This window comes from Vibrio ponticus, from assembly GCF_009938225.1.
GTDB lineage: Bacteria > Pseudomonadota > Gammaproteobacteria > Enterobacterales > Vibrionaceae > Vibrio > Vibrio ponticus.
On record NZ_AP019658.1, the window covers coordinates 247,307 to 262,759 of the forward strand.

Annotated in this window: 18 protein-coding genes; 7 read left to right on the plus strand and 11 right to left on the minus strand. The window is 43.7% G+C overall.

Annotated features, from left to right (window positions below; all coding sequences use genetic code 11):
* The first annotated feature begins 287 nt into the window (after nucleotides 1–287).
* Entirely contained in the window at nucleotides 288–569 is a 282-nt protein-coding gene (locus GZN30_RS15650; protein WP_075647841.1) for a GNAT family N-acetyltransferase, read from the plus strand.
* A gap of 104 nt (nucleotides 570–673) precedes the next feature.
* Here the strand turns inward: GZN30_RS15650 and GZN30_RS15655 are convergent, their stop codons facing one another.
* Nucleotides 674–1,165, minus strand: coding sequence for a GNAT family N-acetyltransferase (locus tag GZN30_RS15655; protein ID WP_075647842.1), 492 nt, complete (start codon nucleotides 1,163–1,165; stop codon nucleotides 674–676).
* Nucleotides 1,166–1,325: 160 nt separating this feature from the next.
* Between GZN30_RS15655 and GZN30_RS15660 the strand changes: the two genes are divergently transcribed.
* Nucleotides 1,326–2,504 (plus strand): MFS transporter, encoded by a 1,179-nt coding sequence (locus GZN30_RS15660; RefSeq protein WP_075647843.1) that lies wholly within the window; start codon nucleotides 1,326–1,328, stop codon nucleotides 2,502–2,504.
* A gap of 245 nt (nucleotides 2,505–2,749) precedes the next feature.
* Here the strand turns inward: GZN30_RS15660 and GZN30_RS15665 are convergent, their stop codons facing one another.
* The 6 genes from GZN30_RS15665 to deoD all read right to left on the minus strand — a co-directional run bounded on the left by GZN30_RS15665 (nucleotide 2,750) and on the right by deoD (nucleotide 8,671).
* The gene (locus GZN30_RS15665) at nucleotides 2,750–3,589 is read right to left on the minus strand and encodes an energy-coupling factor transporter transmembrane component T family protein (protein ID WP_075647844.1); all 840 of its coding nucleotides are present in this window, start codon (nucleotides 3,587–3,589) and stop codon (nucleotides 2,750–2,752) included.
* On the minus strand, nucleotides 3,586–5,280 hold the full coding sequence (locus GZN30_RS15670) for an ABC transporter ATP-binding protein (RefSeq protein ID WP_075647845.1): 1,695 nt from the start codon (nucleotides 5,278–5,280) through the stop codon (nucleotides 3,586–3,588). The genes GZN30_RS15665 and GZN30_RS15670 overlap by 4 nt, the downstream gene beginning before the upstream one ends.
* A gap of 6 nt (nucleotides 5,281–5,286) precedes the next feature.
* Nucleotides 5,287–5,835: an ECF-type riboflavin transporter substrate-binding protein gene (locus GZN30_RS15675; protein ID WP_075647846.1), complete on the minus strand. Its 549-nt coding sequence runs from the start codon at nucleotides 5,833–5,835 to the stop codon at nucleotides 5,287–5,289.
* A gap of 325 nt (nucleotides 5,836–6,160) precedes the next feature.
* Entirely contained in the window at nucleotides 6,161–6,307 is a 147-nt protein-coding gene (locus GZN30_RS15680) for a hypothetical protein (RefSeq protein WP_161987068.1), read from the minus strand.
* A gap of 137 nt (nucleotides 6,308–6,444) precedes the next feature.
* Nucleotides 6,445–7,908, minus strand: a complete 1,464-nt coding sequence (locus GZN30_RS15685; protein WP_075647847.1) for a lactate dehydrogenase — start codon at nucleotides 7,906–7,908, stop codon at nucleotides 6,445–6,447.
* A 52-nt stretch (nucleotides 7,909–7,960) separates the two neighbouring features.
* Nucleotides 7,961–8,671, minus strand: a complete 711-nt coding sequence (gene deoD / locus GZN30_RS15690) for a purine-nucleoside phosphorylase (RefSeq protein ID WP_075647848.1) — start codon at nucleotides 8,669–8,671, stop codon at nucleotides 7,961–7,963.
* A 344-nt stretch (nucleotides 8,672–9,015) separates the two neighbouring features.
* On the opposite strand from deoD, the gene GZN30_RS15695 reads away from it, so the two are divergent.
* The 5 genes from GZN30_RS15695 to GZN30_RS15715 all read left to right on the plus strand — a co-directional run bounded on the left by GZN30_RS15695 (nucleotide 9,016) and on the right by GZN30_RS15715 (nucleotide 13,855).
* Nucleotides 9,016–9,966 carry a YbgA family protein gene (locus GZN30_RS15695; RefSeq protein WP_075647849.1) on the plus strand — a complete coding sequence of 317 codons (951 nt, stop codon included), beginning with the start codon at nucleotides 9,016–9,018 and terminating at the stop codon, nucleotides 9,964–9,966.
* The gene (locus tag GZN30_RS15700; RefSeq protein WP_075647850.1) at nucleotides 9,956–10,753 is read left to right on the plus strand and encodes a MerR family transcriptional regulator; all 798 of its coding nucleotides are present in this window, start codon (nucleotides 9,956–9,958) and stop codon (nucleotides 10,751–10,753) included. The genes GZN30_RS15695 and GZN30_RS15700 overlap by 11 nt, the downstream gene beginning before the upstream one ends.
* Nucleotides 10,754–10,762: 9 nt before the next feature.
* Nucleotides 10,763–12,172 (plus strand): deoxyribodipyrimidine photo-lyase, encoded by a 1,410-nt coding sequence (phrB, locus tag GZN30_RS15705; protein ID WP_075647851.1) that lies wholly within the window; start codon nucleotides 10,763–10,765, stop codon nucleotides 12,170–12,172.
* Nucleotides 12,172–13,077 (plus strand): L,D-transpeptidase family protein, encoded by a 906-nt coding sequence (locus GZN30_RS15710; protein ID WP_075647852.1) that lies wholly within the window; start codon nucleotides 12,172–12,174, stop codon nucleotides 13,075–13,077. The genes phrB and GZN30_RS15710 overlap by 1 nt, the downstream gene beginning before the upstream one ends.
* Nucleotides 13,078–13,252: 175 nt before the next feature.
* Nucleotides 13,253–13,855, plus strand: a complete 603-nt coding sequence (locus GZN30_RS15715) for a YitT family protein (RefSeq protein WP_075647853.1) — start codon at nucleotides 13,253–13,255, stop codon at nucleotides 13,853–13,855.
* A gap of 682 nt (nucleotides 13,856–14,537) precedes the next feature.
* Here GZN30_RS15715 and GZN30_RS15720 read toward each other — a convergent pair.
* From GZN30_RS15720 to GZN30_RS21320, 4 genes are read right to left on the minus strand one after another with little or no spacing between them, the layout of a single operon-like run.
* Entirely contained in the window at nucleotides 14,538–14,750 is a 213-nt protein-coding gene (locus GZN30_RS15720) for a hypothetical protein (RefSeq protein WP_075647854.1), read from the minus strand.
* A gap of 55 nt (nucleotides 14,751–14,805) precedes the next feature.
* Nucleotides 14,806–14,967: a hypothetical protein gene (locus GZN30_RS21310; RefSeq protein ID WP_167521316.1), complete on the minus strand. Its 162-nt coding sequence runs from the start codon at nucleotides 14,965–14,967 to the stop codon at nucleotides 14,806–14,808.
* A 54-nt stretch (nucleotides 14,968–15,021) separates the two neighbouring features.
* On the minus strand, nucleotides 15,022–15,183 hold the full coding sequence (locus GZN30_RS21315; protein WP_164675333.1) for a hypothetical protein: 162 nt from the start codon (nucleotides 15,181–15,183) through the stop codon (nucleotides 15,022–15,024).
* A 57-nt stretch (nucleotides 15,184–15,240) separates the two neighbouring features.
* Nucleotides 15,241–15,405: a hypothetical protein gene (locus GZN30_RS21320; RefSeq protein WP_167521317.1), complete on the minus strand. Its 165-nt coding sequence runs from the start codon at nucleotides 15,403–15,405 to the stop codon at nucleotides 15,241–15,243.
* Nucleotides 15,406–15,453: the final 48 nt, after the last annotated feature.

Consider the following 15,453-nt stretch of genomic DNA (forward strand, 5'->3'; position numbering starts at 1 on the left):
TATTTGGTATTTATTAGACTTGTTCGTTTTTATAACAAGCCAAGGGAATTGGAATACAATTCTATTTATGCTTCGCCAAGAGTCAAACAAGAATTGTTATATATGTCAGTATAGTTATAAATTGATACATTCAAGGTGCAGATATAAGCATCATGCACGGAGAAGTGCTAATGTTGAGATTGTTAATAATAACGATTTCATAGAGAACAGGCAGTTAAGTTGTTAATGTGATATTCGCGCTCATTTGGTTCGACGAGCTTTGTTCTCAATAACAGAGAGAGAAAATAATGAGTAGTGCACTACTAGATGAAGATAGACAACAATTTCGAGTATTACTTGAGGGTGATCATTATGCGATCGCTAAGTACACGCTCAAAGATTCCGTTTACACGATTACTTCGACAAAGGTGCCAGAGGCTTTACAAGGTAAAGGGTATGGTAAGGTTATGATGGAAGCCGTGTTAAGCAAAATTGAAGCGTTGGATGGCAAAGTGATCCCTGAGTGCAGCTTTGTGGTGAGTTACCTGGAGAGAAATCCGCAGTGGCAGCATCTTAGGGCTGAGAATTGAGAATAAGATTCGAGAGTTTAGAATTTAGAGCTTAGAGCTTAGAGCTGAGAGGGCATAGTGGCTTTTAGTCGTGCTACGCCCTCATAGTATTGCGACACAGCGTATTAGCGTTTGATACGCGCCATATAGTAAGTATTCACATACTCACCAGCGCGAAATACGGAACACTCCGCTTCGCCTTCGACTACAAAACCAAATTTTTTATAGCAGGCGATTGCCGCATGATTGTCGACATTGACCTCGATTTGAACGCGTTTGATTTGCAGCCAGTTGTCAGCTAGATCGAGCACAGTCTCGATTAACTTGCTCGCAATACCCAAACCATGAAAATCGTCGTGCACACCCAAGCCAAAGCTGCCGCAGTGATTGAGTCTTGGTCGCTGCAGATGTTCAAAACCAATGTTACCGACGACTTGCCCATCAACCTCAGCAACAAAGCTGTAGACGTGGTCAGGCATGTTCTCTAAGCGTTTTTGCCACATCGCGGTACTCGGTTTTGGCAGTTGGAGGGTCTCTCGGTGCGCTTTGGGTTGAGCATACAGCTCTGCTAATGCTTGGGCATCTGATATTAGGGTAGGTCGCACGATAATTTCCATATACATCTCCAACATTAATTCATCGATATACCCAAGCGACTCGTGATGTTACTTGAGTATACAAATATATAAGATGCGGCTTTCGGTATAGAAAGTAAATAAGTTTGAGTTTGCAATATTCTCTCAGTAATCTGTCAAAGCTTTTTATAAGGAAACTTTGATGAACCACCTTTCTACGTGGAAGACTCCACATAACTTTTTGATCGCTATTTCCATCATCGTTCCCATCGCATTTTCCAGCTGGATGGCACTGTTGAATAACTTTGTTATCGAGCGCGCAAATTTTGATGGTGCCGATATTGGCTTATTGCAGAGCGTACGTGAAATTCCAGGCTTTCTTGCCTTTACCGTAATTTTCGTGCTGATGTTTATTCGTGAACAACGCTTTATGCTGTTGTCTCTGGCAATGTTGACCTTGGGTACCGCCCTGACAGGGTTCTTCCCTTCAGTGATGGGGTTGCTACTGACAACACTGCTTATGTCGACTGGTTTTCACTACTTTGAAACCTTGAAGCAGTCATTATCTTTGCAGTGGTTGAGCAAGGAAGAAGCGCCAGAAGCCTTAGGTAAATATGTTTCGGTAGGGGCTCTAGCCTCTCTGCTTACTTACGGTGCGCTTTGGGTGTGTTTGGAAATATTCCAACTCGAGTTTAAGTGGATTTACCTGTTATTCGGCGGCGTAGGTTTTGCGTTGGTTTTATGGATAACGTTTAGCTTCCCTGAGTTTCAAGCCAATGTGACCCAGAATAAGAAATTGGTGCTACGCAAGCGTTACTGGCTTTACTACGCGCTGACGTTTATGAGCGGAGCTCGTCGTCAAATTTTCACGGTATTTGCTGGTTTCTTAATGGTAGAGCGCTTTGGTTATTCTGCTGCTGACATTACGCTACTTTTCTTAGCAAACTACGGTTTCAACTTCTTATTTGCGAAGAAGATTGGTCGTTTTATCGGGCGAGTGGGTGAGCGCAAAGCGCTGGCATTTGAGTATATTGGTTTGATTGGTGTGTTTGTTGGCTACGCCTTTGTTGAAACGGCTGAGTGGGCGGCGGCACTGTATATCATTGATCACCTATTCTTTGCTCTAGCACTCGCGATTAAAACTTACCTGCAGAAGATTGCCGATCCTGCTGATATGGCATCGACAGCGGGCGTATCGTTTACTATCAACCATATTGCTGCAGTCGTCATCCCAGTGACGTTTGGCTTTATCTGGCTAGTGTCACCTTCGGCGGTGTTCTTTATCGGTGCGGCGATGGCAGCCATTTCATTGCTACTTTCTTTGAATATTCCGGCTAAGCCTGAAGAAGGCAACGAAGTGCGTATTTTGAAGTGGAGTTAATCCACTTGCCACACCAGAATCTGAGAATGGCTAGATAGCAAAAGAGGCTCGATTGAGCCTCTTTTTGTATTGGAAATAACCTTATACCAATCAGCATAAGTCTTTTATCATTCTTGCTGATTAAAATCGCTGATAACGTTGTTGCAGATTTTGTAATTAGAATAACTAGTTAGCGGCAATCTGCGCCTAGTTCTAAGCGATTTTCCTTGCGCAATTTTCTGACCACTTACTTATCCTGATTGGTATTAGAACGGATACCAGAACAGTTGCGTATCAAAGTAACGTTTCGTCAGGGCAGCAACAACAATAAGCGCAATCAGCACCAGTACCGATTTATCCATTGAAGTCAGTGGGCGCATGCTGTACCAAGTGCGACCTTTATTGCGACCAAAGCCACGTAGAATCATCGCATTTGAAATCTCATCGGCACGATCTAGGCTTGAGAAAATCAATGGACCAAGAATTTTCGCTACGTTCTGAATACGAGTGAACAGTGGTGCGTTCTTAGACAGATCTAAACCGCGCGCCTGCTGCGCGTGCATGATGTTGATAAAGTCCTTTTTCACTTCAGGCAAGTAGCGCAAAGTCAGGCTAACGGCGTAAGCGATTTTGTAAGGCACACCAATACGGTTCAAGCTAGCCGCAAACTCTGTTGGATGGGTGGTAAACACAAACACCAACGCAATAGGGAACATACTAAAGTACTTAAGTGTCACGGTTACTAAGTAAAATAGCGTTTCTTGCGTAATTGAGTATGGACCTGGTAACTCAACCAGTATGTTGCTAGAGCCTAAATATTCAGTGCCTTGTTGTGGTGCGAGCATAAACATAAATAGCGCGTTCATCATCAAGACACTCACCGTACCAATCAACAGCGGTTTATAAACCGAGACGGGTACTTTAGTCATTTTCAACAGCAGCAGACCGGTTGCGATTAACGTACAGATAATACGTAGATCGAAGGTGGTTAAAACGACGGTTACCCAAGCCATAAATAGCACGAACTTAGTAATACCATTTAGCTTATGCAATGGTGATTGGGTATCAACATAGCTGATACCAAACTTCATTTTTGAACTATTCATGCGGCTGGCTTCTCTAGGGCAATGAATGCTTGCATAAACTGATTTTTATCCTCGATATGCAGTTTATCTGCTAAGTCATAAAGACTGGTAGTAGTTAAGTTCGCTTGCTCGAGTAGCGTTGGCTCACTAAAGACTTGTGTCATTGGTTTATCGGCAATCAGTTTGCTGTCTGCAATAACCACTGAGCGAGTTGTGTATTCAAGCACTAGGTGCATATCATGCGAGATGATAATAACGGTAATACCCAATTCGCGATTTAACTTCTGCACAAACGCCAACATTGAGGTGTAGTTGCGGTAATCTTGACCCGCTGTCGGCTCATCAAGAATCAACAGCTTTGGCTCCATGACCAGAATCGAGGCGATAGTAACGCGCTTTTTCTGACCATAACTCAATGCTTCAATTGGCCAGTGACGATATTTACTCAGACCACAAAGCTCCAGAACTGCCTCAACTTTATCGTTGATTGCGCTTTCGCTAAGCCCTTGGTTGCGTAAACCAAATGCTACTTCATCAAAAATCATGTGATGGGAAATCATATGATTTGGGTTTTGCATCACGACGCCGATTTTTTGGCTACGCTCAAAAATACTCAGTGCGGCGATATCTTGACCATCAAAATGGATGCTGCCAGCATCTGGCTCGATAACACCCATGATGAGTTTAGTAATGGTCGATTTACCTGAACCATTTTTGCCCAGAATCGACACAAACTCACCAGGCTGTACATCAAAAGAGACTGCTTCTAATGCGTTACGTTCGCCATCGTATGAATAAGTTAGATCGGTAATCTTTAGCAGTGGCGCATTTGTTTCAGTCGCTACCGCTGTAGGTGCTGTTTCAGTCCACGCACTAAACGCTTGCTGATATTGCGCTACTGGCAAGTTAGCCAATGAGGATGGTTTATCTGCAAGCGTCACTGTACAGTTAGCCGCTTTAAGCGCAGATAAGTAAAGTGGTTCACGAATACCATGCTGTGCCAGCAAAGGGGATGTGAGCAGCTCATCCGGCGTCATATCCGCAACAACTTCACCTTGCTCCATCAAAATGATGCGATCAACTGAGCGGTGCAACACATCTTCTAAACGGTGCTCGATGATGACGATGGTTTTGTTGGTACGACGGTGTAGGTCATCGATGATTTCAATCGTTTTGCGACCCGTTTTCGGGTCCAGTGCCGCTAGCGGTTCATCAAATAGCAGAATATCGACATCATCAACCAGAATGCCAGCGAGAGATACACGTTGTTTTTGACCACCAGATAGATCATGTGGTGAACGCTCAAGCATATCCTCTAGTTCAACCATTTTGGCAGTGGCTTTAACTAGTGGATACATCTCAATGTTGGAAACCAGTTGGTTTTCAAGTGCAAAAGCGATGTCCTCACCGATGCTAAGACCGACAAATTGGCTATCGGTATCTTGCAATACAGTGCCAACCTGTTCGGTATAAGCGTGCAAGTCCAGCTCAGAGGCAAGCTTGCCACCGATGCTCAATGAGCCGGTGATTTCACCTTCGATTGAGTGTGGAATTAAGCCATTTAGACACTGTCCAAGGGTAGATTTACCGCTACCGCTTGGACCAATAATGACGATTTTCTCTCCTTTCTCTATCCTTAGATTGATATTTTTTAGTGTCGGTTTATCCAGCGACTTATATCTAAAAGAGAAGTTAGAAAATTCGATAGTCATTACTTATTAAGCCTCAGTTAGGTTGCGGCTCATGGCATTGCGTTTAGCAACGTTTTTCATGATGAAGTAACCAACGATAGCAATAAGAACGGTATTACCTGCAGCAATAATCGTTAGCTGAGTGAATACTTTGGTAAATGGTTCTGCGTATAAGATGGTGTCAAGGAAGGCAGAGCAACCGTAACCGACTACGTTGCCGACAAACGCAAGGATAACAAACAGCACAAAGTCTTTATGGTTAAAGATGCCTTTCTCTAGATTGCCCTTTGTCATTGCCGAGTAGAAACCAATGGTAAGACCGACGATACCTGAACCAAGTACCCAAGTTAACCAAACGCCCCAACCAGCGAATAGATCCGTTACCCAGTGACCAATAAAGCCAACTAGGAAGCCAACCAAAGGACCAAAAAGAACAGAGAAAAGTGCCAATACAGCCATCGCAGGTTTTAGTGTGGTGTTGGCAAATACAGGGATGCCAAACATAGGTAAACCACCAATGCCGTATAGTGCTGCACCAATCGCGATAACAACAACGGTTTTAGCTGAAAGATTCATAGATAACCAATGTCCTGAGAGTTTAAAAAAGCTTGTCACAAGCTTAGTTTAGAATACTTACATGCGACTTATGTCACATTTTAGGCGCGGGATTATACATAACAATCGGCATGATGGAAAGCTAACTGTCTAGACGTCCAAATACTTTTTTATTTTTATTTAGTTTAAGCAGAGAGGAGGGTTTTTATTTATATTAATGAGTGGGTTAGAGTTGAATGTGCTCTAAATAAGTCGGTCTGTATCGAACCGCTAAACGAGATTGCGCTGAGTTTTCAAGCAACTGTACTGCTCAGTTGACAGTTGCTTGAAAACGACGGGTAGCAAATTAGTGGTCGAGATAGAGGTAGAAAAGCATGCTGTTTGCGCGTTCTGCGCAGGATTCTGCGGCTTTAAGCACCTGTTTAGGCTCAGATTCGATTCGAGTTCTGAGTTTGGCTAATTCATCGCTGAGCAGATGCTGGCTTTTATCCAATGAGAGGGTCCTTCGCAGCTGGTTACATTTATGCTTCTGGTGTCATGCTTTGGTATTATAAAAAAAGTAAACTTTTTAGTTCTACAAAAATTCCATTCTCTGCGACAGTTTGATGGCGGACTTCACATTAATGACAATTATGATAACAGTTCACGTATTGCCATTGGCGATGAGGTCAAGCCGAGAGACTGCGCAGCAGTAACACCATGTTTATTTTGATAGCACAAATTATGCCATGCTCTAAAAATATCCAATACTGGAAGCAGACCTGCAGGGCGCAGTTTGCGACGTGGCTCATTAATAAAACTTTGAAATAAAACCTGAAACCTCGTTTGAAAGAAGGCTGTTGTGTCGATGGTCGCGTTTTTTAACCAATGTTGCGGCTCGTTGCGCTCACCGGCAAGGTAGCAAATCCCTTTAGCGTAGTGACCTTTTTCTGCAATTGCCCAGCGGTCACGCCACCAACCCATATGGATAATATCGACTTTATCGATGGAGAGGTCGCTATTCCACTGACCATCTACATACATTAAATCAATGGTTTTATTGGTAATTCTTGGTAGTCCAACACTCAAAGCTGCCGAACGTAATAGTGGATCTTGCGGTAAGTAAATCGTGACGTGTTTATCGTCAGGGCATAGGCTCATCACATGTAGAAAGTGCGCGTATGAGGTATAAGGGGGGCGAATTAATGCCCCTTTTGATGGGTAGTGAAAATGGTTTAAGTTACCCATCGGATCTTCAACATTGCCGCGAGCCAGAATTTGTTGATACTGCTGATCGATCCTTTCTCTAAGATCGCTTGAGAGAATCGCTGGCGTTTGATTGGCTTCCGCACTGTATTGATAGGGTACATAGCGAGCAGGCGCGGTAAATGGGTTGTGATCCACTTCGCCCACGGGTTCTTCATCAGGCGAATAGTTGACGTTTTGGCACAGAATATAGCCAGAGTGAGCCTCACCCGTGGCAAGCCAAAATACGCCATTATTGCTTTGAGGTTGCAATGAAATATAGTGCGATGCAAGTTCAAATCGCTCGGCATGATTAACCCAACGAGCATCGAACATAGCTAACTTGCGGCGACAGCGGCTTGCAATATGCTCAATGTGGTCATAGAAGGTTTTTGGGTTAATGGCGAGCTTGCGACAAATTTCGCGTACCGAATAGCCAGTAAATAGTAGCGCGAGTAAGCTCTCTTGAAATTCGAGCTTATTATTGTTGCCGGACCATTTATCGACGAAGGTTTGATGGCAGCATTTACAGCGATAGCGTTGACGATCGCCGCTGTAGCCAAAGGCATGATAGAGGTGCTTGTGAGTATGTACCGAGAGCCCAAAGTTTTCACAGCCTTGTTTTTGACACGCAGGCAAACCGGCGCAGTGATAACTTCTCAGGCGTTGAAGTTCATTAAGCACTTCTTGATTGTTAAGTAAGGGGGGGAAAGCACCACACTCACGACAAACCATGGCTGGTCGTTTAGGGTTGGTATGTTGAACAACATAACGTTCAGCATCACTCAATCCAAAGTTGTCACACGCCAATGTTTTACAAAAGTTGAGCTGTAACCCGTTCGCTTCCGCAGGCAAATCGCCAGACGCCACAATCGCCCCCTCAGGATATTAGGTTTTGCCAGCCATAAGACTGGCAAAGAAATTAAACGTTAATTGCTGTTTCTAGTGCGACTTTCATCATGTCGTTGAACGATTTTTGACGCTCTTCTGAGCTCAGCTTTTCACCACGAATGATGTGATCTGAAACAGTCAGAATCGTTAGGGCTTTCGCGCCTAAGTCCGCAGCAACACCGTAAATACCAGCCGCTTCCATATCAACACCTAGAATGCCAAGTTTTTCCATCTTCTCAAAGATGTCGGCTTCAGGGGTGTAGAACAGGTCCGCAGAGAAAACGTTACCAACCTTTACCGGTACGTTTTGAGCGCGAGCTTGAGAAACCGCTTCTTCTAAAAGACCAAAATCTGCAATCGCGGCAAAATCGTGGTTATTAAAGCGAATGCGGTTCACTTTAGAATCGGTTGAAGCACCCATACCAATTACAACGTCCATCAATTTAACGTCATCACGAACCGCGCCACAGCTGCCCACACGAATAACATTTTTCACACCGTACTCTGCGATTAGCTCGTGAACATAGATACAGCACGATGGGATACCCATGCCATGTCCCATAACCGATACGCGCTTACCTTTATAAGTGCCGGTGTAACCGAACATATTGCGCACATCACATACTTGCTCAACATCTTCTAAGAAGGTTTCTGCAATGTACTTAGCACGTAGAGGATCGCCCGGCATAAGAACCGTTTCAGCGAAATCACCTGGTTTTGCATTGATGTGTGGGGTAGCCATAGTTTTGCTCCAATATTCAAAGGAGTGCAACAGATATTAACCAATTCTGTTGAACTGCGAAATGTTTGTTGAGGCAATACTAGTCTTATAAAACCGGCATCCATGAGATTTACATCACAAAATTCAGGCTAAAAACAAAATAAATCATTATTGATAACTAAATCTGTTGAAAGTAAAGAGGCAATCGATTGGGGCGATTTTTGCGTATATGGTGATCGATTTTTATCCGACGAAACGTACAAGTTGTACCAAAAATAATTTTGTACAATTAAATCGTTTTGTGTCTATACTTGTACATAAATAAAATTTGTACAACCAGTCACAATGAGTGCGGAGTGAAGATCATGGAAGCGAGCATTAAAGTAGGTATCAGTGCATGTGTTTTAGGTGAGAAAGTGCGTTTTGATGCCGGTCATAAGCTAAGTCGTTTTGTCACCAAAGAGTTGGCGAATGTATTTGAATTCGTATCAGTTTGTCCGGAAGTTGAATCAGGCATGCCAGTCCCAAGACCCACTATCCGCCTGATGACAAATGAAGAGCGCATTACACTGGTTGAAACCAAAGACCCGACCCAAGATCACACCCAATCAATGCTCGATTTTTCTGCCAAGCGAGTTGAGCAGTTAAATAAACAAGATCTTTGCGGCTACATCGTGTGCGCCAAGTCACCAACTTGCGGTATGGAGCGCGTGAAAGTGTATGGTAAGAACAATGCCGACAAAGTAGGCATTGGCTTATACACCAAAGAGTTAATGGAGCGTATGCCATGGTTGCCGGTGGAAGAAGATGGTCGACTTAACGACCCAGTATTGAAAGAAAACTTCGTCACCCGCGTGTATTGCTTGAAAGACTTTTATGACTCGATGGGTGGCGAACCGACAGCAGGCAAAATTGTTGCCTTTCATTCTCGCTACAAACTGACGTTGATGGCACACCATCCTCAGTCCTATAAGTCGCTTGGGAAACTTGTCGCTGATGTCGCCAACTATGATCTGGAAGAGTTCTACCAGCTCTACCGTACCGGTCTGATGCAAGCGATGGCGAATCGCGCCAGTCGAAAAAACAATACCAATGTATTGATGCATATTCAGGGTTACTTTAAGCGTGATCTGAATACCAATGAAAAAGCTGAGTTGTGCCAAGTGATTGATGATTATCGTCAAGGTTTGCTACCTTTGCTCGCTCCGATGACGTTGCTTAAACATCACATGCAGCGTACACCGAATGAATACCTACAAAATCAAGCCTATTTGAATCCATATCCAGAGGAGTTACGTCTGCGTTATGCCTTGTGAAAACAAATTATACGCTATAAGAGAAGTTTCAGAGCTCACTGGTATCAAACCGGTGACGCTAAGGGCTTGGCAGCGTCGTTATAATATCATTCAGCCAGAGCGCACGGATAAAGGACACCGCCTCTACACTCAGCAGCATATCGAGCAAATTCAAACCATACAAGGTTGGCTGGAGAAAGGGGTGGCTATCGGTAAAGTCAAAGCTTTGCTAGAAAGTGGTGTCGATAGCCTTGACCAGCAGGCAACGGCTGCTTATCTCGATGAAGTAGAGCAGATGCTCACCGCGCTGGCGGTTTTGAATAAAAGCAAAGCAGATTCTGTTCTGTCGCAGGTCTGTAAGGAATATCCCCTTGATATCATCAAGGCGAGATTTATCCAGCCCACTATTGAGGCGTTAAAGCAAGTCAAGCGTAGCCAGCAAACGTTGCAGCTTGGCATGTTTCAATCTTTAGTTATGGCGAAACTCTCTTCGATTTTGGATGCGGAGAATAAAGTCGCGAGAAGAGGCAAGTGCTTAGTGGTGAGCTATGACCCATTGGGTTCAATAGAGTTACGTCTTTGGGCGCTAAAGCTGGCAGAGAATGGTTATAAAATCAGCTTTATTGAAGCGGTTGATGATATTGCGGCACTCATTGAACATCCAACGTTGGATAAGCATCAAGCATTGTCGATTTTTTCTTCTCAGGCGCCATCACAGACGCAACTAGTCTTGATGAGTCAAATATCTCAGCAAATGGGTGAGACTTTTTTACCGAGTCCATTGATAGAATCGTTAATTCAAGCATAGGGACATAAAATGCAAATAGTGTGGTTGCGACGTGATTTACGAGCGGAAGACAATAGCGCGTTGCATCATGCCATCGCGTCCGGTGAGCAGGTGGTTGCGGTCTATATTGCCACTCCTCAAACCTGGCGTGAGCACTATTTGGCGCCAATGCAAGCCGATCTGATTTATCGTCGTCTGTTTGAACTCCAAGCAGATCTTGCCGCGTTGAACATACCTTTGCTCTATCAGCAAGTGGAGACTTTTACTCAAAGCGTTGAATGGCTGACTGGTTTATCTCAAACGCTGCAAGTGAGTAAGATTTTGTTCAACAAAGAGTATGAGTGGAACGAGACTCAGCGGGATCAGGCGTTAGTTGAAAGCGTTGACTGTGAGGTGGCAAGCTTCGATGATAAATGCTTGTTTGCTCCCGGCACGGTTTTCAATAAACAGGGTGACTACTTTAAAGTCTTTACGCCATTTAAGAAGCACTGCCTTGCCAAGCTTGAACAATACCCGGTGACGATTGCGCCTCGAGTGATGTGCGAGACAGATGTCGAGCAGATAGAACTTGAGTCGCTGATATTGTCAGCAGATTCCCCTTTTGACTACCCGCGAGAGTCAAGCCAGCAATATGTGGTTGAGACGAAGGCGATTCGCCAGATCTTGCGTGATTTTTGCCGACAAGATATCGATGATTACCAAGAGCTACGCGATTTTCCTGCCATTGAGGGAACAAGTAGATTGTCGCCTTATCTTGCAATAGGTGCGTTGTCCGTGCGTCAATGCACCGCGAGGTTGATGTATGGTGAGACGCCGCACTTGAGTAATGGACGCCAAACTTGGCTAAGCGAACTCATTTGGCGCGATTTTTATCAGCATTTAATTTATTTTGAGCCAAAATTATCTAAAGGACGCAACTTCGTCAGTTGGACAGAAAAAGTAACGTGGCTAAATAACGACAGCTATTTGTCTGCGTGGCAATTGGGTAACACTGGCTATCCTATTGTTGATGCAGCGATGCGACAGTTAAACGCCACTGGGTGGATGCACAATCGTCTAAGAATGATTGTGGCAAGTTTTCTGACTAAGGATCTTCATATCCATTGGCATGAAGGCGAGAAATACTTTATGTACAAGCTGATAGATGGTGATTATGCTGCCAATAACGGCGGCTGGCAGTGGAGTGCGTCGACTGGTTGTGATGGTCAACCTTATTTCCGCATTTTTAACCCTATCACTCAAGGTGAGCGCTTTGACCCCAAAGGCGAGTTTGTGCGCCGCTGGGTACCTGAGCTTGCTGATGTCCCAGACAAGTATGTTCATAAGCCTTGGTTATGGAATAATGTAAATACCTTGTCATATCCGCATCCAATAGTTGATCACAAAAGCGAAAGAGAGCTAACCTTACGCCTCTTTCAAGATGCCAAGGATTCTGTGTAATGCTGCGTAAGCTGCTTCTTATCTTTAGTTGTTTTAGCGCCTCTGCTTGGGCGACCAGTTATCAATTGCCACCGGAAGGCAGCAATATTGTCGGTAGAATCCAGTTTCACCAGATTCAAAAGGGTGAAAGCATGGCTGATATTGCTAAGCAATATGATATTGGCTTTCTTGCCTTGATGGCGGCAAACCAAGGGGTGGATCCTTTTTTGCCTGCTGAAGGCTACGTACTCACTATTCCGACACAAGTCATTTTACCTAACGTTGAACGCAAAGGGATTGTGATTAATTTGGCGGAGCTACGTTTGTATTACTTCGAGCCAGAGAGCGATATTGTACATATCTTCCCAGTAGGAATTGGTCGTATTGGGCGCGATACACCTGAAATGGTGACTAAGATCAGCCAAAAACGCCCAAACCCGACTTGGACGCCACCAAATTCGATTCGCAAAGAATACGCAGCGAAAGGCATTGAACTTCCTGCGGTAGTGCCTGCGGGTCCGGATAACCCATTAGGTGAATACGCTCTGCGCCTAGCGCATGGTAAAGGCGATTACCTTATTCATGGCACTAACAAAGACTTTGGTATCGGTATGCGTGTGAGCGCCGGCTGTATTCGTATGGATCCAAAAGATATTGAGTGGTTGTTTAGCCAAGTTGACCTTGGCATCAAGGTGACCGTGATAAATGAACCTGTGAAGCTAAGTCTAGAGCCGGATCGCAGCGTGTATTTAGAAGCTCATGAGCCACTGACTCGTAGTGATGGCAGTAAGAAGATCCTTGGTGTACCAGAGGAATTGACTTGGTGGCTACAAGCGATGAACAAGTCTGACGCTAAGGCACGTGCGGTAATTCTGGCGCAAAATGGTGTGCCAGTTGAAATTGTGGAGCCACACGGTGTCGAATAATAAACGTGTCGAGTGATTGAACTTGATTTCGTCACTCAGTGTAAACTTAACGCTACGCTTGCGCGTGGCGTTTTTTTTGCTATTTATTCGACATTTTTGACCTCTGACGCCATTTTATGGCACGGAAAATATGCCCTTGTGCTGTTTACAAGGGAGAAAGCAAAGGAAAGCATATATGGATAAGGATCATTCCCTTTATGAAAACTTATTGGCGCTCATTTTGGGTAGCGCATTGGTTTCATTAGGCGTCATCTTCTTCAATCAAGTCGGGCTGCTTACGGGTGGGACGGCTGGTTTGGCAATTTTTATTACTAAAGTGACCGACTTTAGTTTCGGACAAGTCTTCTTTGCCCTCAATCTGCCTTTCTACTACTTATCAATTACTCGTATGGGGTGGCGCTTTACCATCAACACTTTTGTCGCAGTGGCAATCGTATCGTTAGCAGTAGACCATTTACACTATGTTATAGAGTTAAAACAGCTTCACGAGGTGTACGCAGCGCTTATTGGTGGAGGATTGATTGGTACAGGGATGCTGGTTATCTTTCGTCATAAGATGAGCTTAGGCGGTTTTAATATCCTCGCCCTGTTTCTACAAGACCGCTTTGGCATCCGTGCAGGTAAAGTGCAGATGGCGCTTGATTGCAGCATAGTATTTATGTCGCTGTTTATTGTGCATTGGAGTTTGATTGCGTTATCGGTCGTTGGTGCGGTGGTGACAAATCTGATTTTAGCGATGAACCATAAACCTGGGCGTTATCAGCCACAACCCAATTAACAATAGCCTGGTAAGAAACAGGCAAAAAAAAGCGCCCATATGATAAGCAAACATATGGGCGAAAAATTGGGCAACAATTTGAAATTGTTAATTGGAGATGTTGGTAAACATCCATATTCAAACTGTTAAAACATTCTCGATCTTACGAATGATTTGTTCAGTATGACCAACCCCGCTAACTTAACACTTCTGTTACGAATCTTTAATTGATAAATTTACAAAGATAAATTCCAAAATTGCAATTTAGCCGCTAGCCCTTGTCCTATAAGGGTTTCATAATATCCAGCCGGATCACTTCTTTTAGTGTCTTTAGTTTCGCCAAAAGCGATATAAACTATTGATAAAAAGCGTAAACCAAAAAAGAAAATTTACGTCTAAACCGCCATCTGGTGAAATAATCTGCAATAAAATGCAACAAGCTGTCTTAGAAAAAAATACGCTGATATAACCGATCAGTTTGCTGATCAATAGCTAGAATGTTTAACGTTTTTGTAATGTATGCCATGCGGTTTATTGGCGAGTGATAACATTTTTGAGAGTTGAGAGTTGAGAGTTGAGAGTTGAGAGTTGAGGGGAATGATCCCGTTGGGTAGACACTGGTGAGAGATTAGTGGGTGTAGGGCGTTATTAGATTAATTATAAATTGGAGTTTGGGAAAAACCGCTCCTCCTTGAGCCAAAAATCATTTCATGCTTTTTGCTGCATGTTCAATTTGCTTTGGTGACATGCCAATGGCAATAGCGCCAGTAGCAATCGCTTTAATGGTTTGCTCTGTTGTCACTTCTGCCTTGGCTGATTTGTCATGATTGTCTGCGTCATCTTGTTGATTGGCTGCGTGTACGCCAAATGCTGAGAATGATAACAGGGACAAAGCAATAACAATTGCCGTTCTCATAGTAAAACCTCTTCAATGTTTTGTTGGTCATCGTCGACTAATGACCGATTTTTTATTAAATGGCTTGCTGAATTTGTGCATGCGACATGCCAACGCTAATCGCACCACGAGCAAGACCTTGAGCAACTCGCTCTGCTGATACCGTCGCTGTGTTAGCTTGGGTAGCAAAAGCAGAAACCGAGAAAATAGATAACGCGATAATCAGAGCTTTTTTCATAGTTATTACCTTTTTCATTTTAGTTGTTTGAATGACTAATCAATATAACAATGGTTATTTCAGTACGTTTTGAATTTGTTTTGGTGTCATACCAATAATAATCGCGCCTGACGCAACACCCTTAATCGCTTGTTCTGCCGTTACATGAGCATTGGTATGGGCAGCGTAAGCAGAAATAGAGAAGATAGATAGCGCGATAACTAGTACTTTTTTCATAGTGTTTACCTTTTCCTTTTCAGTGTTGTCGTTAAGTGTTGAGCTGATTGGTTTAAATTAGTTAATTGCTTTTTCAATTTGTTTTGCTGACATACCAACGCTGATTGCGCCAGTTGCGAAGCCTTTAATAGCTTGCTCTGTTGATACATTTGCAGTGAATGAGTGTGCTGCGAATGCTGAAACAGAGAAGATTGATAGTGCGATAACTAGTGCTTTTTTCATGATGTTTTCCTTTATTACTGATTTTTAATTTGTGAATCGTGTTGAGCT